The organism is Bifidobacterium subtile (assembly GCF_000741775.1).
GTDB lineage: Bacteria > Actinomycetota > Actinomycetes > Actinomycetales > Bifidobacteriaceae > Bifidobacterium > Bifidobacterium subtile.
Window position 1 is genome coordinate 534,756 of the sequence record NZ_JGZR01000006.1, and the last position, 17,579, is coordinate 552,334.

Sequence of the window (17,579 nt, forward strand, 5' to 3'; positions counted from 1 at the left end):
GAACCAAGCAGAACACGCCGAACGAGGGGAGAACCGCGATGGCCAAGGCAATCGACGTCATGTCCTTGTACCCCAAGGACATGAACATCTACGGCGACTGGGGCAACGTGCTCACGATAACCCGCCGGCTCGCGCTGTACGGCTACGAGCCGCGTCTGTATGTCTACAATCAGGGCGACGCATGGCCCGGGCATGTGGACATGATTCTGGGCGGCGGCGGCCAGGACAACGGGCAGAAGAAAATCACCGAGGATCTGTTCCTGCGGGCCGACGAACTGCGCTCGCTGGCTGCGGGCGGCACGCCGATGCTGACCATCTGCGGACTGTACCAGTTATTCGGAGAATACTTCGAGACGATTGACGGCACTCGGCTTGACGGCATCGGCATCTTCGGCGTGTACACCAAGGGCCGCGACGTGCGCATGATCGGCAATCTGGTCGAGCATTCCAAGCAATTCGGCGATGTCATCGGCTACGAGAACCATTCCGGGCAGACCTTCCTGCGCGAGGGCGTGCAACCGCTGGGCATGGTGGACGCCGAGGGCACCGGCAACAACGGCGAGGACCACACCGAAGGCGCCATGGTCGGCAACGTGATCGGCACCTACATGCACGGCTCGCTGCTGCCTAAGAATCCCGCCATCGCCGATTTCCTCATTCGCACCGCCGTCGAACGCCGCTATGGTGAGTTTCAGCCCCAGCAAGGCGAGCAGCAGCGTGCCGATCTGGCCCGCATCAATGCCGTGGCCGAGCAGGCGCGTGAGGTCGCCGCGGCGCGTCCGCGCTAGCGGGACTGGCACGCCCAAATACGACGAGGGGCTTGCCGGCAACGTGAATTCGGTTGAATCCGTTGCGAGCAAGCCCCTCGCCAGCGATCAGGTCCGGTCAGGTGCGGTCGACAGAAGCCGAAAGCCCTTCCCGGCCGCGATATCAGTCCTTCTTGTCCACGTAGACCGGCGCGAGCACGTAGCGGTGCACGAGCGCGCCCAAGGCAGCGCCGACGAGCGGAGCCACGATGAAGAGCCAGACCTGCGAGAGCGCTTCGCCGCCTGTGAACAGCGCCGGGGCGAGGGAGCGGGCCGGGTTCACGCCGACGCCGGTGAAAGGCAGGCCGATGAGGATAAGCCCGGAGAGCGTCAGACCGATAACCACGCCGGCGACCGAGGAGAACTCGGGCTTTGCGGTGACGCCGAGCACAACGAGCATGAAGAAGAACGTCAGGACGGTTTCAATGAGGAACGCCGCGCCCATGCCGGTGTGCAGCGCCGAAAGGTCGCCGTAGCCGTTGGCGCCGAGCGACTTGTTGGAGCCGGTGAAGGCGACGAGCAGGCCGGAGCCGGCCAGCGCGCCGAGCACCTGGGCCACGATGTAGCCGACGAAATCGGCGACGCTCAGGCGGCCGTCAATGAGCATGCCGAGAGTGAGCGCAGGGTTGAGCACGGCGCCGGAGACGTTGCCGACGGAATAGGCGGCGATGACGATCGAGATGCCGAAGGCCAGGGCGATCACCAGAGTGCTCAGCGCCAACGGCGAGCCCTTGAGCCCGGTCGCGCCGGTGAGAGCGGTGGAGCCGGCGACCGCGCCGGTGCCGACGAGCACCAGGATCGCCGTGCCGATGAATTCGGCCGCATATTTACGCAGATTCATGTGAGTAATCCTTCTTTTTGTTGATATTGTGCGCACTCCTTTGCGCACAATCCGCTTCAAGCTTACTTCACCATTGCCGCGAATCCATAGGGTGGAGCGCTTCGTAGGCTCAAAAACGGCGAATTGAGAGACAAGTCACATAAGGTTCGTGATGTACAGTGAAAGCACCGATAACCTTGAAGGAGGTACATCATGGCTAACTTTGATTTTGGTGACGGCTTGCGCAAGGTGTTTCTCGCCGGCGTAGGCGCTCTGGCGACTACGGTCGAGAAGAGCCAGGAGATCATCGATGATCTGGTCAAGAAGGGCGAGATCACCGTCGAGCAAGGCAAGGCGCTCAATACCGAGCTCAAGCGCAAGGCCAGCGAGGTCAAGGAAGAGGCCGAGTCCAAAGGCGCTTCTTCGGATACGGCCGAGTAACGCTTAGCTAGGCGGTGCCAGTAGCGTGGCGCTTTCATAGGATGTGCGCATCTGGATATGACGGGCGGCACGAAGGACGGGTGAATCATTGAGGCAGCAAGGCGAGGGACCCGCCGTCGACCGCTCCGGAAACGATGGCGAGGGCGCACGACAGGCCACGGCTGTGCCGTCGCGCAGTCCGTATGGTGCGCCCGGCAATGACGAGGACGACACCATCGGCCTGTTCGGGCGACGCAAGGATTCCTTCGCCCAGCGCTATCACCTCACCCGCCGCGGCAAAGTGAAGCGGCTTGGGCAGATTGCCGCCATTGCGCGCCAATTCGACGTGATGCATGGGCTGACCCCGGTCAGGCTACGGCTCATGATGGAGGCGCTCGGCCCCACCTTCGTCAAGGTCGGCCAGATGCTTTCGATGCGTTCCGAAATTCTGCCGCAGCCTTTCTGCGACGAGCTGGCGAAGCTGCGCGCCGATGCCGATCCGATGCCGTATCTCACGGTGCTGGAAACGCTGACGCGGGAATACGGGCGACCGGTCGAGGAGATATTCGACCATATCGACACCACGCCGCTCGGCTCGGCTTCGTTGGCCCAGGTCCATCGCGCCACGCTGGTCGGCGGCAAGGATGTGGCCGTGAAGGTGCAGCGCCCCGGCGTGCGCGAAACGATGGCGCAGGACGTTTCCATCATGCGTTCCATCGCGAAGATGGCGACAAGGGTCGTAGCCAGTGCGCAGGTCGTCGACTTGCGCGGGGTCGTCGAGGAGTTGTGGGACACCTTCGAATCCGAAACCGATTTTCTGCTTGAAGCCAAGAACCTCAGCGAATTCAACCGATTCTGCGCGGGCTACCGATATATGGACTGCCCGAGGCCGTATATGGACCTGTGCAGCGAGCATGTGGTCGTCATGGACTATGTGCAGGGCATCGCGCTTTCCCACCCGGCCCAATTGACCGACGCCGGCTACGATCTCAAGGAGATCGGCACCAAACTGGTCGACAATTTCGCAGCGCAGATGCTTGATGAGGGCTTCTTCCACGCGGATCCGCACCCGGGCAACATCCTCGTCTCCGGCGGCAACATCGTGCTCATCGACTTGGGCATGATCGGCCGTCTCAATCAGAAGACCCGCGGGGTGCTACGCGATATGATCTTCGCCGTCGCCGCCCAGGATTCGCCGGCGCTGGCGGACGGCCTGCTGCGCTTCGCAGGGACGCAGGCTGATCCGGAAGACTATGCGGCGCTGCTGTCCGATCTCGATGTCATCGTCAAGGAATTCGGCACGGTGGATCTTTCCGAACTCAATATCGCCGAGTTCCTCACCGCGCTCACCCAGATGGCCCAACGCCACGGCATCGAGCTGCCCAGTTCGATCACCACGGTGGGCCGCGCCTTGGTCACGCTCGAAGGCATGCTCGACGAGTTCATCCCGGACGTCAACATGATCCAGATCATCTCGAACCACATCGCCGCTAATAAGACCTTGGCCAACGCAGGCAAGGACGAGCTCAAAACGCTGGGACTGGAAGGCCATCAGGCCCTGCATGGCGTGCTCGGCACCTTGGCGGAGAGCAAGGTCGCCATGCATATGCTCACGCGCGGCCAGCTGCGCGTCAACATGCAGCTCGTCGGCTCGCAGGAGCCGTTCGCCATGCTTTCGGACATGGTCAACCGCCTGACGATGGCGCTGATCGTGGTCGGCCTGTTCGTCGGCTCGTCCATCGTGTACTTCGCCGGCATGAAGCCTATTGTCTTCGGCATTCCCGTAGTCGGCTTCATGGGCTACGTGGTCGCCTTCATTCTCTCCGCGTGGATCGTCTTCGACATCTACTTCAAGGGCCGGCGCAAGAAGAAACGGTAAGGCTGCGATTGTTTTTTCAGGGCACAGGGCGACGCGCAGACCGCACGTTGCCCGATCGGCGATAATTGATTCAACACCAACCGATTCAAACAACGACAAGGAGCGGTTATGGCATCCAAGGGATTGCTTTCACGCGTGATGATGGGCGGCGCGCTTGCCGCCGGAGGCGCACTCTGGGCGCTGGCGCCACGCTTGGCGCACGAGCGCAAAGGCCTGGGAATCCGCGAAGTTCCCGATGTGCTGTATGCCCACCGGGGGCTGCACGATGCTGGGTCGGGCCTGACCGAGGCCTATGCGGCTCATAGCGGCGAGTACGTCGCGCTGGCGCGGCGCATGGCTTTGCAGGCGGGGTACGGCACGGCGGATTTTCTTGGGCCGCTTGCCCCGGAGAATTCCATGGCGGCTTTCGCGGCAGCCTGCGAGGCGGGGTATGGCATCGAGCTGGATATTCAGCTCACGGCGGACGGGCAGGTTGCGGTCGTGCATGATGCCGATTTGCTGCGTGTCGCCGGAGACCCGCGCCGCGTCGAGAATCTGAGCTATGAGGAGCTCTCGCGCATCGCGCTGTTCCCCGCGCCTGCGAAACCGGGAGACTCGAAGGTTCGCAATGCTGCGGCTGATGCCAGCGCTTTCCTTGATCCCGATGATGTCATCGCTGACGCCATCGGCGAGGAGACGGCGGCCTCGCAAGGCTATTACCAGCATGTCCCGCTGTTCGCCGATGTGCTCAATCTGGTTGACGGCCGGGTGCCGCTGATCGTGGAATACAAATTCGACACGATGCGCTGGGACGAGCGCTGCACCGAGCTTATGGAGCAGGGCGACGCGCTGCTGCGGGCCTATGCAGGGCCGTATGCGGTCGAATCCTTCATGCCTCGCGCCATGGGCTGGTACAAAAGGAATCATCCCGAAGTATGTCGAGGCCAGTTGGCCGTGGAAGCCGAATTCGACGGGTCTGCGCCGAGGCAATGGGCTGCCGGCAAGCTGCTCGGAGATTGGGTCTCGCGGCCTGATTTCATCGCCTACGACTGGAACGGCGGCGAAGGACTTCACGTCCAGACCGCCCGTGCGCTGGGCGCGACGACCGTTTCGTGGACGATACGCAGCCAGGAGGAGCTGGAACGCAGCGACGAATGGTTCGACAGGCACATCTTCGAGGCCTTCGTGCCGCGACAGTGAGGCGATGCTTGCAGGCTTGGCGTTGAGCAGCGCTGAGCCTGACGGCCCGGAACCAAGGCCGGAATAATGTGCATATATCGACTATCGACAACCGATGCAAGGAGCAGTATGTCCGATACTTCAGCAGATACGGGGCGCGAGATGCCCGAAACCGTTGAGATTCTGCAGAATCGAAGAACCATTCGCAAGTTCGCCGACAGGCCGATCGAACCCGATGTCATCGATGCCATCGAGCAGGCAGCCAGGCAGACGGCGACCAGCGAATCATTGAGCGCATGGTCGGCGCTGCGCATCAAGGACCCGGAGATTCGCTCCGAGATCGCGCACATCTGCGGCTTCGAACGCATCGCCCATGCGCCGCTGCTGTACGTGTTCCTCGTCGATCAGCATCGCAATCTGCGCATCGCGCAGGAGCTGGGCGTGGATGCCGAAAGCGCGAGCTTGCGGTCGGCGAACCTCTTCTTCCAAGGCTATGCCGACACCGTGCTGGCGGTGCACGCCACGGAAACGGCTGCTGAGGCGTTCGGTCTGGGCGCGGTGATTCTCGGCTCGGTGCATAACGACATCCCGCGCATCATCGAGCTGCTGCACCTGCCGAAGAATGTGTTCCCCGTGCTGGGCCTAGGCATTGGGTACCCGGAGAAAACGCCAGAACTCAAGCCGCGACCGCCGAAAGAGCATCAGTACTTTGACGACGTGTATCCCGACGATGCCCGGACTCCGAGCTTGGTCGAGGCGCTTTCTCAGTATGACAGGGAAGTCCACGACTACTACGAGCGGCGTAACCCCAGCAATCCTTTGCCCGGCTTCACCAGCTACGTCGCCGCTGTGGCGCAGTCCGCATTCGTGGACAAAGGCAACATCTTCCAGATGATCGAGGATCAGGGCTTCAGAGTCGACTGACTGTCCGTCGGCTGTTCGGCTGGCTGCGCCGCGAGCTGGAATCGCAGCCGCCAGGGATACTCTGTCTTGTTTGCGACAGTTGACGACAGTAAATGTCGCAAACAAGACAGGGCCGGCAATCCCATCCTTGGCGGTTATGCGTCGAAAGCACGCTGCTCTTGGACCCTGATGGGGTTGTTAGGGCAGCGTGCTTTCGACTCGTGCGCATTCGGTCGGGCACTGGTTATTCAGCGGGTCGGTGAGTCGGCGGTTCGCTGGTTCAGTCGATCAGACCGTACAGGCGATCTCCCGCGTCGCCCAGGCCGGGCACGATGTAGGCCTGATCGTTGAGCTTCTCGTCGACCGCGCAGACGACGACTTTGAAGTCGATGCTCGGGTCGATGGCCTCTTCGAGTTTCTTGAGCCCTTCGGGCGCGGCGATGATGTTGATCGCGGTGATGTCCTTCGCGCCGCGTTCGGCCAGATAATGCGTGGCGGCGACGAGCGTGCCGCCGGTCGCGAGCATCGGGTCGAGCAGGAAGCACTGGCGGCCGGTGAGATCCTCAGGCAGGCGATTCGCGTAGGTGATGATGTCAAGCGTGCTCTCGTCGCGCTTCATGCCGAGGAAGCCTACTTCGGCGGTCGGCAGGAGCTTGGTCATGCCGTCGAGCATGCCCAGCCCGGCGCGCAGCACCGGCACCACCATCGGGCGCGGGGAGGCGAGGTGCTTGCCGACCATCGGGGCGATCGGCGTTTCGATCTCGCGGTCGACGACATCGAGGTTGCGGGTGGCCTCGTAGGCTTCGAGGATGACGAGTTCGGAGACGAGCTCGCGGAAGATGTTGGAGGGGGTGTTCTTGTCCCGCAGCACGGTCATCTTGTGATCGACGAGGGGGTGATTCAAAACGTGGAGTTGCATACCTCTAAGAGTAGCCCTTTGCCGCATGCGCCAGCGCAGGGTCCCGGACGCCGTGTCGCAGGTGGCAAGGAGGGCAGCGACGAACCACGGGGCCTGGCCGCTTTGGTCACTGGGGGCAGAGGACGGGCACGAAAGATTGGGAGCAGGATGCGCCAGATGCCGGAAAGCGGAAAGAGCCCGTTCGGATCATCTCCACGGCGACGATACGTTTTTGGGAGGAGCAGGTTCATGAAAAGAGGAGACCCGCCGAAGCGGGTCTCCTCCCCAAGTAGAACCCTCAAGCAGAATCGCAACACAACATCATCGTCGTAACGGTAAGTCTTTCCATTGCCCGTCCAACGTAACGACCATCGTGGCCATACACTTTTGTGGGCTTCTGCTCTTTGAAGTTTTCCTTGTAGTTGTTATTATGCCCTATCTGCGCTCGAACGCAAGCCGGCGCAGGCCTTTGTGCGTTTATTTGCTAAAGTGTTCATTCTGCCAGAAGAACGCACCTCGTTTGGGACAAACTGTGTCAAAGGGGCCTTCGGATGTTCGATTGTGTGTGCTTGCGTCATAATCGGCGTGTCGACGCATCGCCGCCTCGCACTGCATGCATTAGGCGATCCCCAAGGCATTCCCAAGCCCATTCAAGCCCGGTCGACCAGCCGCATAATATAATTTTTTGTAAACACCACGCGAATTTACGAAACTTTGTTTTCCAAGACCTGTGTCGTCGCCTGCAGTAGCCTAGAGTAGGAGCATGGCACAGATTTTTGACGCACCCTCCAAGGCGATACTGCGCAGCCAAATCGCTGAGCATATCGCCGAAACGGACAAAACCGACAAGCGCGAGCAGCAGGCCGGCGAGGAGCCGCTGCCCGCAGACCGCTTCTTCGACAGGGAGCTGAGCTGGCTCAAGTTCAACCAGCGCGTACTCGAGCTGGCGCAGGATGAAGATCTGCCCGTGCTCGAGCGGGCCAATTTCGCCGCCATCTTCGCCTCGAACCTTGACGAGTTCTTCATGGTCCGCGTCGCAGGCCTCAAGCGCCGCATCGATTCGGGCATCGCGGTGACCGCAGCCTCCGGGTTCAGCCCGCGCCAGCAGCTGCGTGCGATCAGCGAGGAGGCGCATCGGCTCCAGAACGAGCACGCGCGCACGGTGATCGACAGCATCCTGCCCGCGTTGGAACGCGAGCACATTGTGCTGCTGAGCTGGGACAGGCTCAAGGCCTCCGAGCAGGAACGGCTTTCGCGCTACTACCGCCAGCAGGTCTTCCCCGTGCTCACGCCGCTGGCGGTCGACCCCGCCCATCCCTTCCCCTATATCTCCGGCGGCTCGCTCAACCTTGCGGTCCTCGTAGAGAATCCCTCGTCGGGCAAGTCGCATTTCGCCCGCGTCAAGATCCCGGACAACCTCAACCGCCTGGTGCAGGTCGATGATCTGACCGACGAGGAGAGTCGCGAGGAGCGCTTCGGCTTCATCACGATGGAGAATCTCATCATCGCGCATCTCGAATCGCTCTTCCCCGGCATGATCATCAAGGAGGCGCGTTCGTTCCGCCTCACACGCAACGAGGATATCGACGTCGAGGAAGACGACGCCGAGAATCTGCTCAACGCCATGGAAAAGGAGCTGCTGCGCCGTCGCTTCGGGCCGCCGATCCGGCTGGAGATCTCGGATGCGACCAGTCCGTTCCTCTCCCAGCTGCTTGTCAGCCAGCTGCGCGTCAGCGACGAAGAGGTGTATCGCCTGCCTTCACCGCTCGACATGAGCGTGCTCTTCGAGCTGCAGCGCCTTGACCGGCCGGATCTCAAATTCCGCACGTTCATCCCGATTACCAATCGGCAAATCGCCGAAGTCGAGTCGAGCCGGGCGCAGGACATCTTCGCGGCCATCCGCAGCCATGACATTCTGCTGCACCACCCCTATGATTCCTTCTCGACTTCGGTGCAGGCCTTCCTTGCCCAGGCGGCTGCCGATCCCAAAGTGCTGGCCATCAAGCAGACGCTGTACCGCACGTCGAGCAATTCGCCGATCATCGACGCGCTGGTCGACGCGGCCCACGCCGGCAAGCAGGTGCTGGCCTTGGTGGAGATCAAGGCCCGCTTCGACGAAGACGCCAACATCGCCTGGGCGCGCAAGCTCGAACGCGCCGGCGTGCACGTGGTCTATGGCATCGTGGGACTCAAGACCCACTGCAAGCTCTCGCTCGTGGTGCGCCAAGAGAACGATGGCCTGCGGCGTTACTGCCATGTGGGAACCGGCAATTACAATCCCAAGACCGCGCGTATCTACACTGATCTGGGCCTGCTGACCTGCGACCCCGTGGTGGGGCAGGATCTTACGCGCCTGTTCAACCAGCTTTCGGGATACGCTCCGAAGTCGAGCTTCCACCGGCTGCTTGTCGCGCCGCGCACCGTGCGCACCGGGCTGATTCAGCGCATCCACCGCGAGGAGGATGCCGCACGCGCCGGCAAGGAGGCTTGGATAAGGATCAAAGTCAATTCCGTCGTGGACGAGAAGACCATCGACGCGCTCTACCGTGCGAGCCAGGCGGGCGTGAAAATCGACATCGTCGAACGCGGCATGTGCGCTCTTAAGCCCGGAGTTCCCGGCTTGAGCGAGAATATTCGAGTGCGTTCGATCCTCGGGCGCTTCCTTGAGCACAGCCGCATCTACGCCTTCGCGAATGCCGAAGGCCCGCAGATCGGCGAAGGCCCGGCTGCTGGTCCGGAAGTGTGGATCGGCTCGGCCGACTTGATGCATCGCAACCTCGATCGCCGCGTCGAGGCGCTGGTGCGCATCAGCGACGCCAATCAGGTGGAGGAGCTGATTCATTACGTCGACCTGCAGATGGCCGATTCTACGATTTCGTGGCATATGCAGCCGGACGGAGCCTATGTGCGGCACTCGCGCGATGAGGAGAACAGGCCGTTGGTCGACTGCCAGGAATACATGATCCGCACGCACCAGCATCATCATCACGGGGCGAACTAAGGGTTGAATCGGTCAAGCCGGCCAATCCAGTTCGTGCGATATGCAACGGATGCGCGTTATCGCGATATATGGGCGCCGGCGCGAGGCGCGATGATCGAAGGATCAGCCGCCTCGCGCCGGCGCTTTGCCGTCGTGCCATGGCAGACGCATACTATGGGAATCATGAATGCGTCGACACAGCGGCCATGCTCCAGCGGCAGTCGCACGGCTGTCGCTGGACGCACGTGCTGCGCAGCGCAAAACGAATACCGGGGCATGCGCTGGATTCCGGTCGCAGGGCAGGGAACTTCAAGGAAAGGGCAGCGCAATGAGCAACATGACGGTCGAGGCGGCAGGCGGCATTGTGTATCGCCGACGGTCCGAGGATGATATCGCGCAGGATTCGGACGCTTCACGCGACTCGCAGAACGCAGACGAAAGCATGCCTGCTCTCGATGAGCGGCATCCCTCGGCGCTGGACGGACTTGAGGTGTGCGTGGTGCACCGCCCCAAATACGACGATTGGAGCTGGCCCAAGGGCAAGCTGGAGCTCAATGAGTCGCATCGTCATGCGGCAGTGCGTGAGATCGGCGAGGAAACAGGCGTGCATGTGGCGCTCGGACCTCGACTGGGCGAAATCGAGTATCCGCTGGACTCGGAAGGCAAGAAGGGCAAGCGGCCAAAGGCCAAGGGCGGCGTCACCAAGCATGTCGTGTTCTGGATGGCGCGTCCGATCGGCAATCACGAATCCGCGATGCGCACGGCGGCGCTCGGCCCGGTGATGCCTGCCGATATCGGTGAGATCGACAAGATCGTTTGGGTAAGCGTGCGCCACGCCCGCCGTCTGCTCTCGCATGCGCAGGATCGCGACATCCTCGATCTGTTCGTTGACCGGGTGGAGGAAGGCGCCGAGAACAGCCGGACGCTGCTCATCGTGCGCCACGGCAAGGCCGAATCGCGCAAGCAGTGGAAGGGCACCGACGCCGACCGGCCCATCACTCCGCGCGGCGCGGCGGCGGCGTACGCGCTCAACCGCGAGCTCGCCTGCTTCGCCCCCTCTCGCCTGATCACGTCGCCATGGGTGCGCTGCCTGGAGACCATCGAAGTGTTCTCGTGGCAGACCGGCCTGTCGATGGTGCCGGCGGACGAGTTGACGGAGGATGCCTTCGCCGAGAATCCGCAGGCCGCCTGGGAGCGATTCGAGGAGGAGATCGAGCACGCGCTGAACGCCCATATCACAACTGCCGTGTGCATGCATCGTCCCGTTATCGGCGGAATCTTCGAACATCTGCGTACCATGTGCGTGTCGAAATCATTGTCCAAGCAGCTGATCGCCTCGTCGCCGTACATGCCGACTGGCAACGCCGTGGCCCTGTCCATCGTGCCGAGCGATCAAGGGCCGCGCATCATCGATATTCAGAGGATGGCACCACTTGTCTACTAGCACTTCACGTTATGGCTCCGGTTCGGTTCGTTCCAGCCGCGAGGGATTCATCGCCTCAGGCACCGGATCATCCCGTCCGGCACGGCCCGCGCAGGTCGATCCGGCCATCGTCGAAAGCCTTTCGGGAGGCGCGGACCCGCAGGAGATCGACGAGATGAGCCACGTTTCGGCGGCCGCGCTGCTTGATCGCGTGCACCACAGCGAAGATCCTGAAATCGTGCGACGCGTGCTCACCATCGTCGACGCCGAGGGCGTGGATATCATCGCCGAACTGTGGAGCCGTGCGCAGCCCGATTCCTTGCCGGGCATGCTCTGGCGGCTGTACATGCTGCGCACCTGGATGAATCGCAATCAGGAGTCGGTCTCGCAGCTGTGGCGCATGGGCGAGCCTGTGGCCACGTCGGCTTCGGCCGTGGCCGGCGTCGATCAGGCGCCCAGCGCCGAAGACATCGCCCGCACGGCCGACTCGATTCTTTCGGGCGCGTTCACTGGCGATTTCGCGGTGGCGCTCGAACGCGCGGCCGCCTTCACCGACGTCACTGCGGCAGGCCTGCGGCTTGAGGCGCGGCGCATCGCCCATCAGGGCGACTCGTCGGCTGCCGCACAGGAGACTGGAGCAGGCCCAAATTCCGATTCGGGCTCGGTGCGGGCGGGAGTTTCGGGTCGCAGGGCCGCTCACGATCCGCAGACGGCCTCGGCCCGACTCATGCATATGGCGGGCAATCTCATGACCACATCGGGTGATTTTCTCCACGGAGCCAAGCTGTGGCGTCAAGGCAAATTGGAGTAGGCGCGGCCGACGGCGCAACAGCGCGTCTCAGGTGCGACGCGATTGGAATGGCATGAAGTCGGGCGATGCCGGATAAAAGGGCCGGAGCTGCGCCACTTGAATTTTCTCTACGCATATCGATTCCTTTAGCGCGTAAAGTCGCGCCGGACGCAATGAGCGGTTATACTGGTAACTCGCGCTGAACCGTGCTTAAGCCCCGGGCTCCATTTGTTGCCGCCGAGAGCGGCGTTTGCGCCGACAGGCGCTTTCACGGTTCAGCGTTTTACTTGACGGAGCACCAAGACCGTCGCGCGGGTTGGATACGAAACAGAGCGGCGACATCGCCCACGGATGCGGGTCAGGACCTTCGTGACCGTGACTGCGGCCGAAATGTTTCGGCCGTCTTTCCTTCGGGTGCCGGCGGATTCTTCGGCGGGTGCGATGGCGTTACGAGTCGGCGATTTTACTGCTCGACACTCCCGATTGTGGATAACTCCAAGCGTTCGACCACAGTGGTCCGCCAGAGTTGCAGATGGGTGTCCCGACACGCTTCAATCGGGCTATGGACAGTATTAGCAGCGCGGCATCGCCGCCCCAGCGTTTTTACACCCCTACTACGGAACGCCGTGCAGCCAACGGCCGCGGGCGGGAATCGCGGCCTCGCCACGGCGCTTCAACGTCGAATGCTCGTGCGTCGCCACATGAGTCTCGACGCGTGTCCGGCTCATCCGGTGATTTCGACATAGGCGCTGATGCGGGTACTGGCGACAATACCGTTGTATTGACATCGTCTAGCGGCGGCATCGGGCTGAGTGCGCTGGCGGCGATGCTGGCTTGGGAATTGCGCATGCGAAAGCTGACTGCGGCAGTGGTCGATGCGGACTTCCGCGCCGGCGGGCTCGATGTCCTGCTGGGCATTGAGAGCGAGGAAGGATTGCGCTTCGGCGGCCTGGATGCCCCGCTTGGACGAATCGAGGCTGAGTCTTTGAATCGTCGGCTGCCCAAGTGGGAGGGCATCGGCGTACTCGCCTTCGACCCTTGGAATGGCGACGTTCCTGACTGGTGGGAGATTCAGGCTGCCATATGTGCGCTCGGCGAGGCGAATGACGTGGTCGTGGTGGATGGCGCCGATGGCGGCGTGCTCGATATGGTTCCCGGGTTGACCGATTCGAAGCGGATCGTCGTGGCAGAGCTTTCCGTGCTGGGCGTGGCCCGTGCCAAAGCGCATATCGCGCAGCTGGAATCGTGTGAGGGCGGCGGATCGGTCGAACCATCTAGAACGGACAGGATTCTTGCCGTGGTCGGAGTTCAGCCGCGCGGCGCGCGCGGCAATGCCGGGTGTCTGAGCGTGTTGGAAGCCTCGGATTATCTGTCATGCGAGGTCATCGGCCCGATTCGCCCGGATCGAAAGCTGCAGCGGGATCTGCTGGAAGGACTTGGCATTCAGCGCATTGGCACGGGAAGCGCAGCATGCGTGCGGCTAACGGCTGATCGGGTCGAGGCATGGATGGGGGAGAGGTGATGACAGCGAAGAGCTTGGCGTTAGGGCCTCTGGAGTATCTGACCCATGACGCCTCGTTGACCGATGTGGCGGTGACTTGCGACGGGCGAGTGTGGGCCGATTACGGCGATGGCATGGTGCAGGAGCAGCCGAGCATACCGTTTCGATCGTCGGCGGTGATACGGGAGTACGCGGTGCAGCTGTGCGCGCAGCTGGGACGTCGTCTTGATGACGCCTGCCCGATAGCGGACGCTTCCAGCGTCGAAGGAGTGCGCGTTCATGCGGTGATTGCCCCAGTGGTGCCGCAAGGGGCGGCCATCTCCATACGTTTTCCGGGGCATGATCGCTACGACCTGCGCCGGCTGTGCGAACGTGGCCTGTTCCCGGTCTCATGGATGGGAACGCTGCGCGGTCTGGTGCGCCGCCGCGCCAACATACTCATTGCTGGCGGCACCGGCGTAGGCAAGACAACGCTGCTGAAAGCCTTGCTTGGCGAATGCGGGCCTGCGGAGCGCATCATCAGCGTGGAGGAGGTACGCGAGCTGGGAGAGCTGGGGCGCGGCGACCACGTGTCGCTTATGGCGCGCGAAGCGAACGTCGAAGGCGCTGGGGCAGTAGGGCTGACGGAATTGGTCAAAGCCACGTTGCGCATGCGGCCCGATCGCATCATTCTCGGGGAATGCAGAGGGGCCGAGATCGCTGACCTGCTGCGCGCTCTGAATTCCGGGCATAGGGGCGGCATGGTGACGCTGCATGCCGATGGCGTGGAACGGGTGCCGCCGCGGCTGATCGCTTTGGGACTGCTCGCGGGCCTTGAACCTGCGGTGCTGGCGATGCTTGCGCAGGATGCTTTTGATGCGGTGCTGCATCTGGAACGTTCGAAGCAAGGTCGTTATATCGCGCAGATCGGTGATTTCCATGCTGCGCAGGGCGCTTTCGCCGGGCGAACGCTCACGCGCTGGAACGGTCGCGAGGCTCCATCGAGTACGCCCCAGTGGGAACGATTCTCGGCGCAATGGGCCGTGGGTTCCTCGGAAGCGTTCGGCTCGCCCGCATAGCGGCAGTTTCGTAAACGTTTAGGTATGCGGAAGGGGCCGGGCATGCGAAAGGACCAGGCAGTCGAAAGGAGCAGACATGGCATGGAGTGCATGGGCTGCGGCATGGTGCGTCACGATGGCGATATGGTTGCTGATATACCGCTTCCACAGTGCGTGTGCGCGGTTGCCTGGCTTGGATCGCCGGCTGGGTCAGCGCAGTGGACAGCAGAGAACCGCGACCCGCATTGGTCTTGCCGCGGCTCTCGCTGCGATGCATGCGCGCGTGCGATCGGGAGGATCGCTGCGCCAGTCCCTGCAGCTGCCCGGGATTCCGGCTGGGGCGGAGCCGGCTGGAGCGCCGTTGGACGGGCTGAGTGAGACAGCTGCTTCTCCTTTGGATTACGAGGAACTGCACCGGATGCTGCGCATGCGAGCTTTTGAAACAGAGTCGGATGCGCAAGTGGCCCGGACTGCTGCCGAATTGCATCTGGCATATCGCCTCAGCGAGCAGCTGGGGTGCGAGGCCGCTCGCTCCATACAAGCGGTTGCGCAGTCGCACCGGCGCTCACGAATGGTGCAGGAGTTGCGTGACAATGCCTTTGCGATGCCCCAGGCCACAGTAAAGCTGCTTTCGGCTCTCCCCTTCGTCACCTTGCTTCTGGGCGAGATAATCGGGGCCAATCCCATTGGCTTCCTATTCGGTTCGACAGGAGGCATGGCATGTCTGCTGATCGGCGTGGTGTCGTATGCGGCGGGCGTGGCGTGGATACGTGCCATGCTGCGCTCATTCGTTCGGCCGCCGCGTACCCGGACTGCCCATGAACGGCCCGCCTATGAACAAACTTCGGAAGGGCCGTATGCAAGCAAGCTGTCGGAACGAACTGATGGCTTGCGTCGTCATTCCATGCAGTCGTGACCATATCGCGTATCGCTCGGGATTGCGCGGCGCGGAAGCGGACACGGCGATGCCTCTTTACGGGGTGCTGTGCATGCTGCCTATTCATTGACGACATGAGCGTGCCCATTTACACGGACGAAGCACGAGCACGAGTGCACGAGTGCAGCTTCGGGGCGCAGCTGAAATAGAAGGAGAATTGACCATGATTCCAGCAATGCTGTCCGCGCTCTGCGCCGCGATATGCACAGGCCTGTGCGTAGCTCTCAGCCGTGCGCAGCCCGGCCGCGCTCTGCCGAATGCCCATCAAGGCGACGAAGAGGACATGCCGTTGCCGTCAGATACGTTGATTCTGTCGATGATCGCCGTGGCGATGCGGCGGGGGACGTCGTTGCCGCGTGCGCTCGACGCAGTGGGCGAGAACATCGGTCGCGGTTGCGGCGTTTTGCTGCTGGGCGTCGCCCGCCTGCTCAACGAAGGATATCCCTGGCATGACGCGTGGAGCCTCGCACTGTCTGATGAGGCGCATGGCGCGACGATGGCGTTGGTGCACGATGCGCTCGCGGATTCGTGGGCCTATGGGTCGGCCCCCATGGAACGGCTTGAGGCCACCATCGCACAGGTGGACGAAAACGAACGCTCGCAGATCGAGCAGGGCGCTTCGCGCCTTTCGATCCGACTGCTCGTGCCAACAGGATTGTGTTTTCTGCCTGCGTTCCTGTTCATCGGCGTTATCCCGGCGATAGCGTCTTTCGCCTCGTGACCATTCAGTTGCCGCTTCCCCTCGCTCTGCTTGTCGTTGGGGACACGATGTGGATAACTCGAATGCGACACGCCGGCAATGTGGACAAGCCCGAGCGTTCGACCACATGACCCGGAACCGCGGGACTCTCCGTACATCGGCGGGCACACTGGAATTACCGGCGCAACCAGTCGGACAACAATGAAGAGATTCAGACAACAATGAAGAGGTAAGGAACGATCATGAATACGCAAACCCCCATTAGCGTCGATGGCCAGGCTGGCATTTTCCGATATGCCAGAGGCCGGGTGAGTGGACTGATGAACAATATGAAACGAGAAATATGCCTGCTTGACGCCAAAGTGCGGACGATGGACGGCGCAGCGGACGAGGGAGCGGCCACAGCCGAGTATGCGGTGGTGCTGGTGGCCGCGACTGGATTCGCTACATTGCTGGTGGCATTGCTCAAGTCGGATGTCACGAGGACCTTGCTGAGCAACATCGTGAAAAAGTCATTGAGCGTGTGATGAATGCGATGATCCGGACATCGTCACGCAAGCAAGGAGCGCGTATCTGGTCGTATGTCGGCAAGCATGTCGGGAAACCATGCGACCAGGGCGCCGTCACCGCAGAGTTCGCGGTGGTGCTTCCGGCAGTCATCGTCATGGCGGTTGTGCTCATGTCGCTTGCCCGGGCCGTGATTGTGTCGATGGATTGCCAGGATACGGCAGCTTCGATTGCCAGGGAACTTGTCGTCACCGGTGGCGAGGCCGATGCCGCAGCTCTTGCGCGGGCAATGGGATCTGACGCTTCGGTGTCGGTGACGCGCGGCGGAGGAACCTATGCAGTGAGGGTGCAATGCCCGGTGCTGCCTGATCCGCTCGGAGTCATGCCGACTCGCGTCCACGCGACATCGACGGGTGTAGCACAATGACTTATGCGAGAAGACTTGTCTGCCGTCGGCTGTGCAGGAGCGACCAAGGCTCCGGGACGATGGCGGGAGTGGCCTTGGTCGCAGCTGCGGCCGTGCTGCTGTCTGTTTTGGCGATGGCAGGCAATGTGTTCATCTGTCGCTCGAAAGCCATATCCGCTGCGGATCTCGCCGCGGTCTCCGCTGCAACGGTGCTATGGGAGGGAGCCGCAGACCCTTGCGCCGCCGCGCAAACGGTCGCTCGCTCCCACAAGGGGAAGCTGGAATCATGCAGGATCGATGGAGACATCGTGACAGCCGGCGTCTCGGTTCGCACCTCGGTGCCGTTGATTCCTCAGGTGACCAGTTCGGCGCGCGCCGGGCCGATCGAATGCTCTTAGGCGATTTTCGTGCGGC

At 62.2% G+C, this 17,579-nt stretch carries 17 protein-coding genes; 15 read left to right on the forward strand and 2 right to left on the reverse strand.

The window, feature by feature from the left end; all coding sequences use genetic code 11:
* Positions 1-38 precede the first annotated feature (38 nt).
* Positions 39-788: a type 1 glutamine amidotransferase gene (locus BISU_RS06600; protein WP_024463236.1), complete on the forward strand. Its 750-nt coding sequence runs from the start codon at positions 39-41 to the stop codon at positions 786-788.
* Positions 789-930: 142 nt separating this feature from the next.
* Here the strand turns inward: BISU_RS06600 and BISU_RS06605 are convergent, their stop codons facing one another.
* Positions 931-1,647, reverse strand: coding sequence for an MIP/aquaporin family protein (locus BISU_RS06605; protein WP_033502610.1), 717 nt, complete (start codon positions 1,645-1,647; stop codon positions 931-933).
* A gap of 192 nt (positions 1,648-1,839) precedes the next feature.
* Here BISU_RS06605 and BISU_RS06610 point away from each other — a divergent pair, with 192 nt between their 5' ends.
* The 4 genes from BISU_RS06610 to BISU_RS06625 all read left to right on the forward strand — a co-directional run bounded on the left by BISU_RS06610 (position 1,840) and on the right by BISU_RS06625 (position 6,007).
* Complete coding sequence (locus BISU_RS06610) at positions 1,840-2,067, forward strand: phasin family protein (RefSeq protein WP_024463238.1); 228 nt, start codon at positions 1,840-1,842, stop codon at positions 2,065-2,067.
* 163 nt (positions 2,068-2,230) lie between these two features.
* The gene (locus BISU_RS06615) at positions 2,231-3,925 is read left to right on the forward strand and encodes an ABC1 kinase family protein (RefSeq protein ID WP_051246018.1); all 1,695 of its coding nucleotides are present in this window, start codon (positions 2,231-2,233) and stop codon (positions 3,923-3,925) included.
* A 108-nt stretch (positions 3,926-4,033) separates the two neighbouring features.
* Complete coding sequence (locus tag BISU_RS06620) at positions 4,034-5,104, forward strand: glycerophosphodiester phosphodiesterase family protein (RefSeq protein ID WP_024463240.1); 1,071 nt, start codon at positions 4,034-4,036, stop codon at positions 5,102-5,104.
* Positions 5,105-5,212: 108 nt separating this feature from the next.
* The gene (locus BISU_RS06625; protein WP_024463241.1) at positions 5,213-6,007 is read left to right on the forward strand and encodes a nitroreductase family protein; all 795 of its coding nucleotides are present in this window, start codon (positions 5,213-5,215) and stop codon (positions 6,005-6,007) included.
* A 259-nt stretch (positions 6,008-6,266) separates the two neighbouring features.
* Here the strand turns inward: BISU_RS06625 and upp are convergent, their stop codons facing one another.
* The gene (gene upp / locus BISU_RS06630) at positions 6,267-6,905 is read right to left on the reverse strand and encodes a uracil phosphoribosyltransferase (protein WP_024463242.1); all 639 of its coding nucleotides are present in this window, start codon (positions 6,903-6,905) and stop codon (positions 6,267-6,269) included.
* A 742-nt stretch (positions 6,906-7,647) separates the two neighbouring features.
* On the opposite strand from upp, the gene BISU_RS06635 reads away from it, so the two are divergent.
* The 10 genes from BISU_RS06635 (at position 7,648) to BISU_RS06680 (ending at position 17,563) form a co-directional block, all read left to right on the forward strand.
* Positions 7,648-9,885, forward strand: coding sequence for an RNA degradosome polyphosphate kinase (locus tag BISU_RS06635; RefSeq protein WP_024463243.1), 2,238 nt, complete (start codon positions 7,648-7,650; stop codon positions 9,883-9,885).
* 307 nt (positions 9,886-10,192) lie between these two features.
* Positions 10,193-11,308 carry an NUDIX hydrolase gene (locus BISU_RS06640; protein WP_024463244.1) on the forward strand — a complete coding sequence of 372 codons (1,116 nt, stop codon included), beginning with the start codon at positions 10,193-10,195 and terminating at the stop codon, positions 11,306-11,308.
* Entirely contained in the window at positions 11,298-12,098 is an 801-nt protein-coding gene (locus BISU_RS06645) for a hypothetical protein (protein ID WP_024463245.1), read from the forward strand. Before BISU_RS06640 ends, BISU_RS06645 begins: the two co-directional genes overlap by 11 nt.
* A gap of 760 nt (positions 12,099-12,858) precedes the next feature.
* Positions 12,859-13,599, forward strand: coding sequence for a CpaE-like family protein (locus tag BISU_RS06650; RefSeq protein WP_226839098.1), 741 nt, complete (start codon positions 12,859-12,861; stop codon positions 13,597-13,599).
* The gene (locus tag BISU_RS06655; RefSeq protein WP_033502609.1) at positions 13,599-14,636 is read left to right on the forward strand and encodes a CpaF family protein; all 1,038 of its coding nucleotides are present in this window, start codon (positions 13,599-13,601) and stop codon (positions 14,634-14,636) included. The genes BISU_RS06650 and BISU_RS06655 overlap by 1 nt, the downstream gene beginning before the upstream one ends.
* 76 nt (positions 14,637-14,712) lie before the next feature.
* Positions 14,713-15,531 carry a type II secretion system F family protein gene (locus tag BISU_RS06660; protein ID WP_024463248.1) on the forward strand — a complete coding sequence of 273 codons (819 nt, stop codon included), beginning with the start codon at positions 14,713-14,715 and terminating at the stop codon, positions 15,529-15,531.
* Between the two features lie 184 nt (positions 15,532-15,715).
* Entirely contained in the window at positions 15,716-16,273 is a 558-nt protein-coding gene (locus BISU_RS06665; protein WP_226839097.1) for a type II secretion system F family protein, read from the forward strand.
* 221 nt (positions 16,274-16,494) lie between these two features.
* Positions 16,495-16,779, forward strand: a complete 285-nt coding sequence (locus tag BISU_RS06670) for a DUF4244 domain-containing protein (RefSeq protein WP_024463250.1) — start codon at positions 16,495-16,497, stop codon at positions 16,777-16,779.
* Positions 16,779-17,186, forward strand: a complete 408-nt coding sequence (locus BISU_RS06675) for a TadE family protein (protein WP_024463251.1) — start codon at positions 16,779-16,781, stop codon at positions 17,184-17,186. Before BISU_RS06670 ends, BISU_RS06675 begins: the two co-directional genes overlap by 1 nt.
* Entirely contained in the window at positions 17,183-17,563 is a 381-nt protein-coding gene (locus BISU_RS06680; protein WP_081672647.1) for an Rv3654c family TadE-like protein, read from the forward strand. Before BISU_RS06675 ends, BISU_RS06680 begins: the two co-directional genes overlap by 4 nt.
* Positions 17,564-17,579 lie beyond the last annotated feature (16 nt).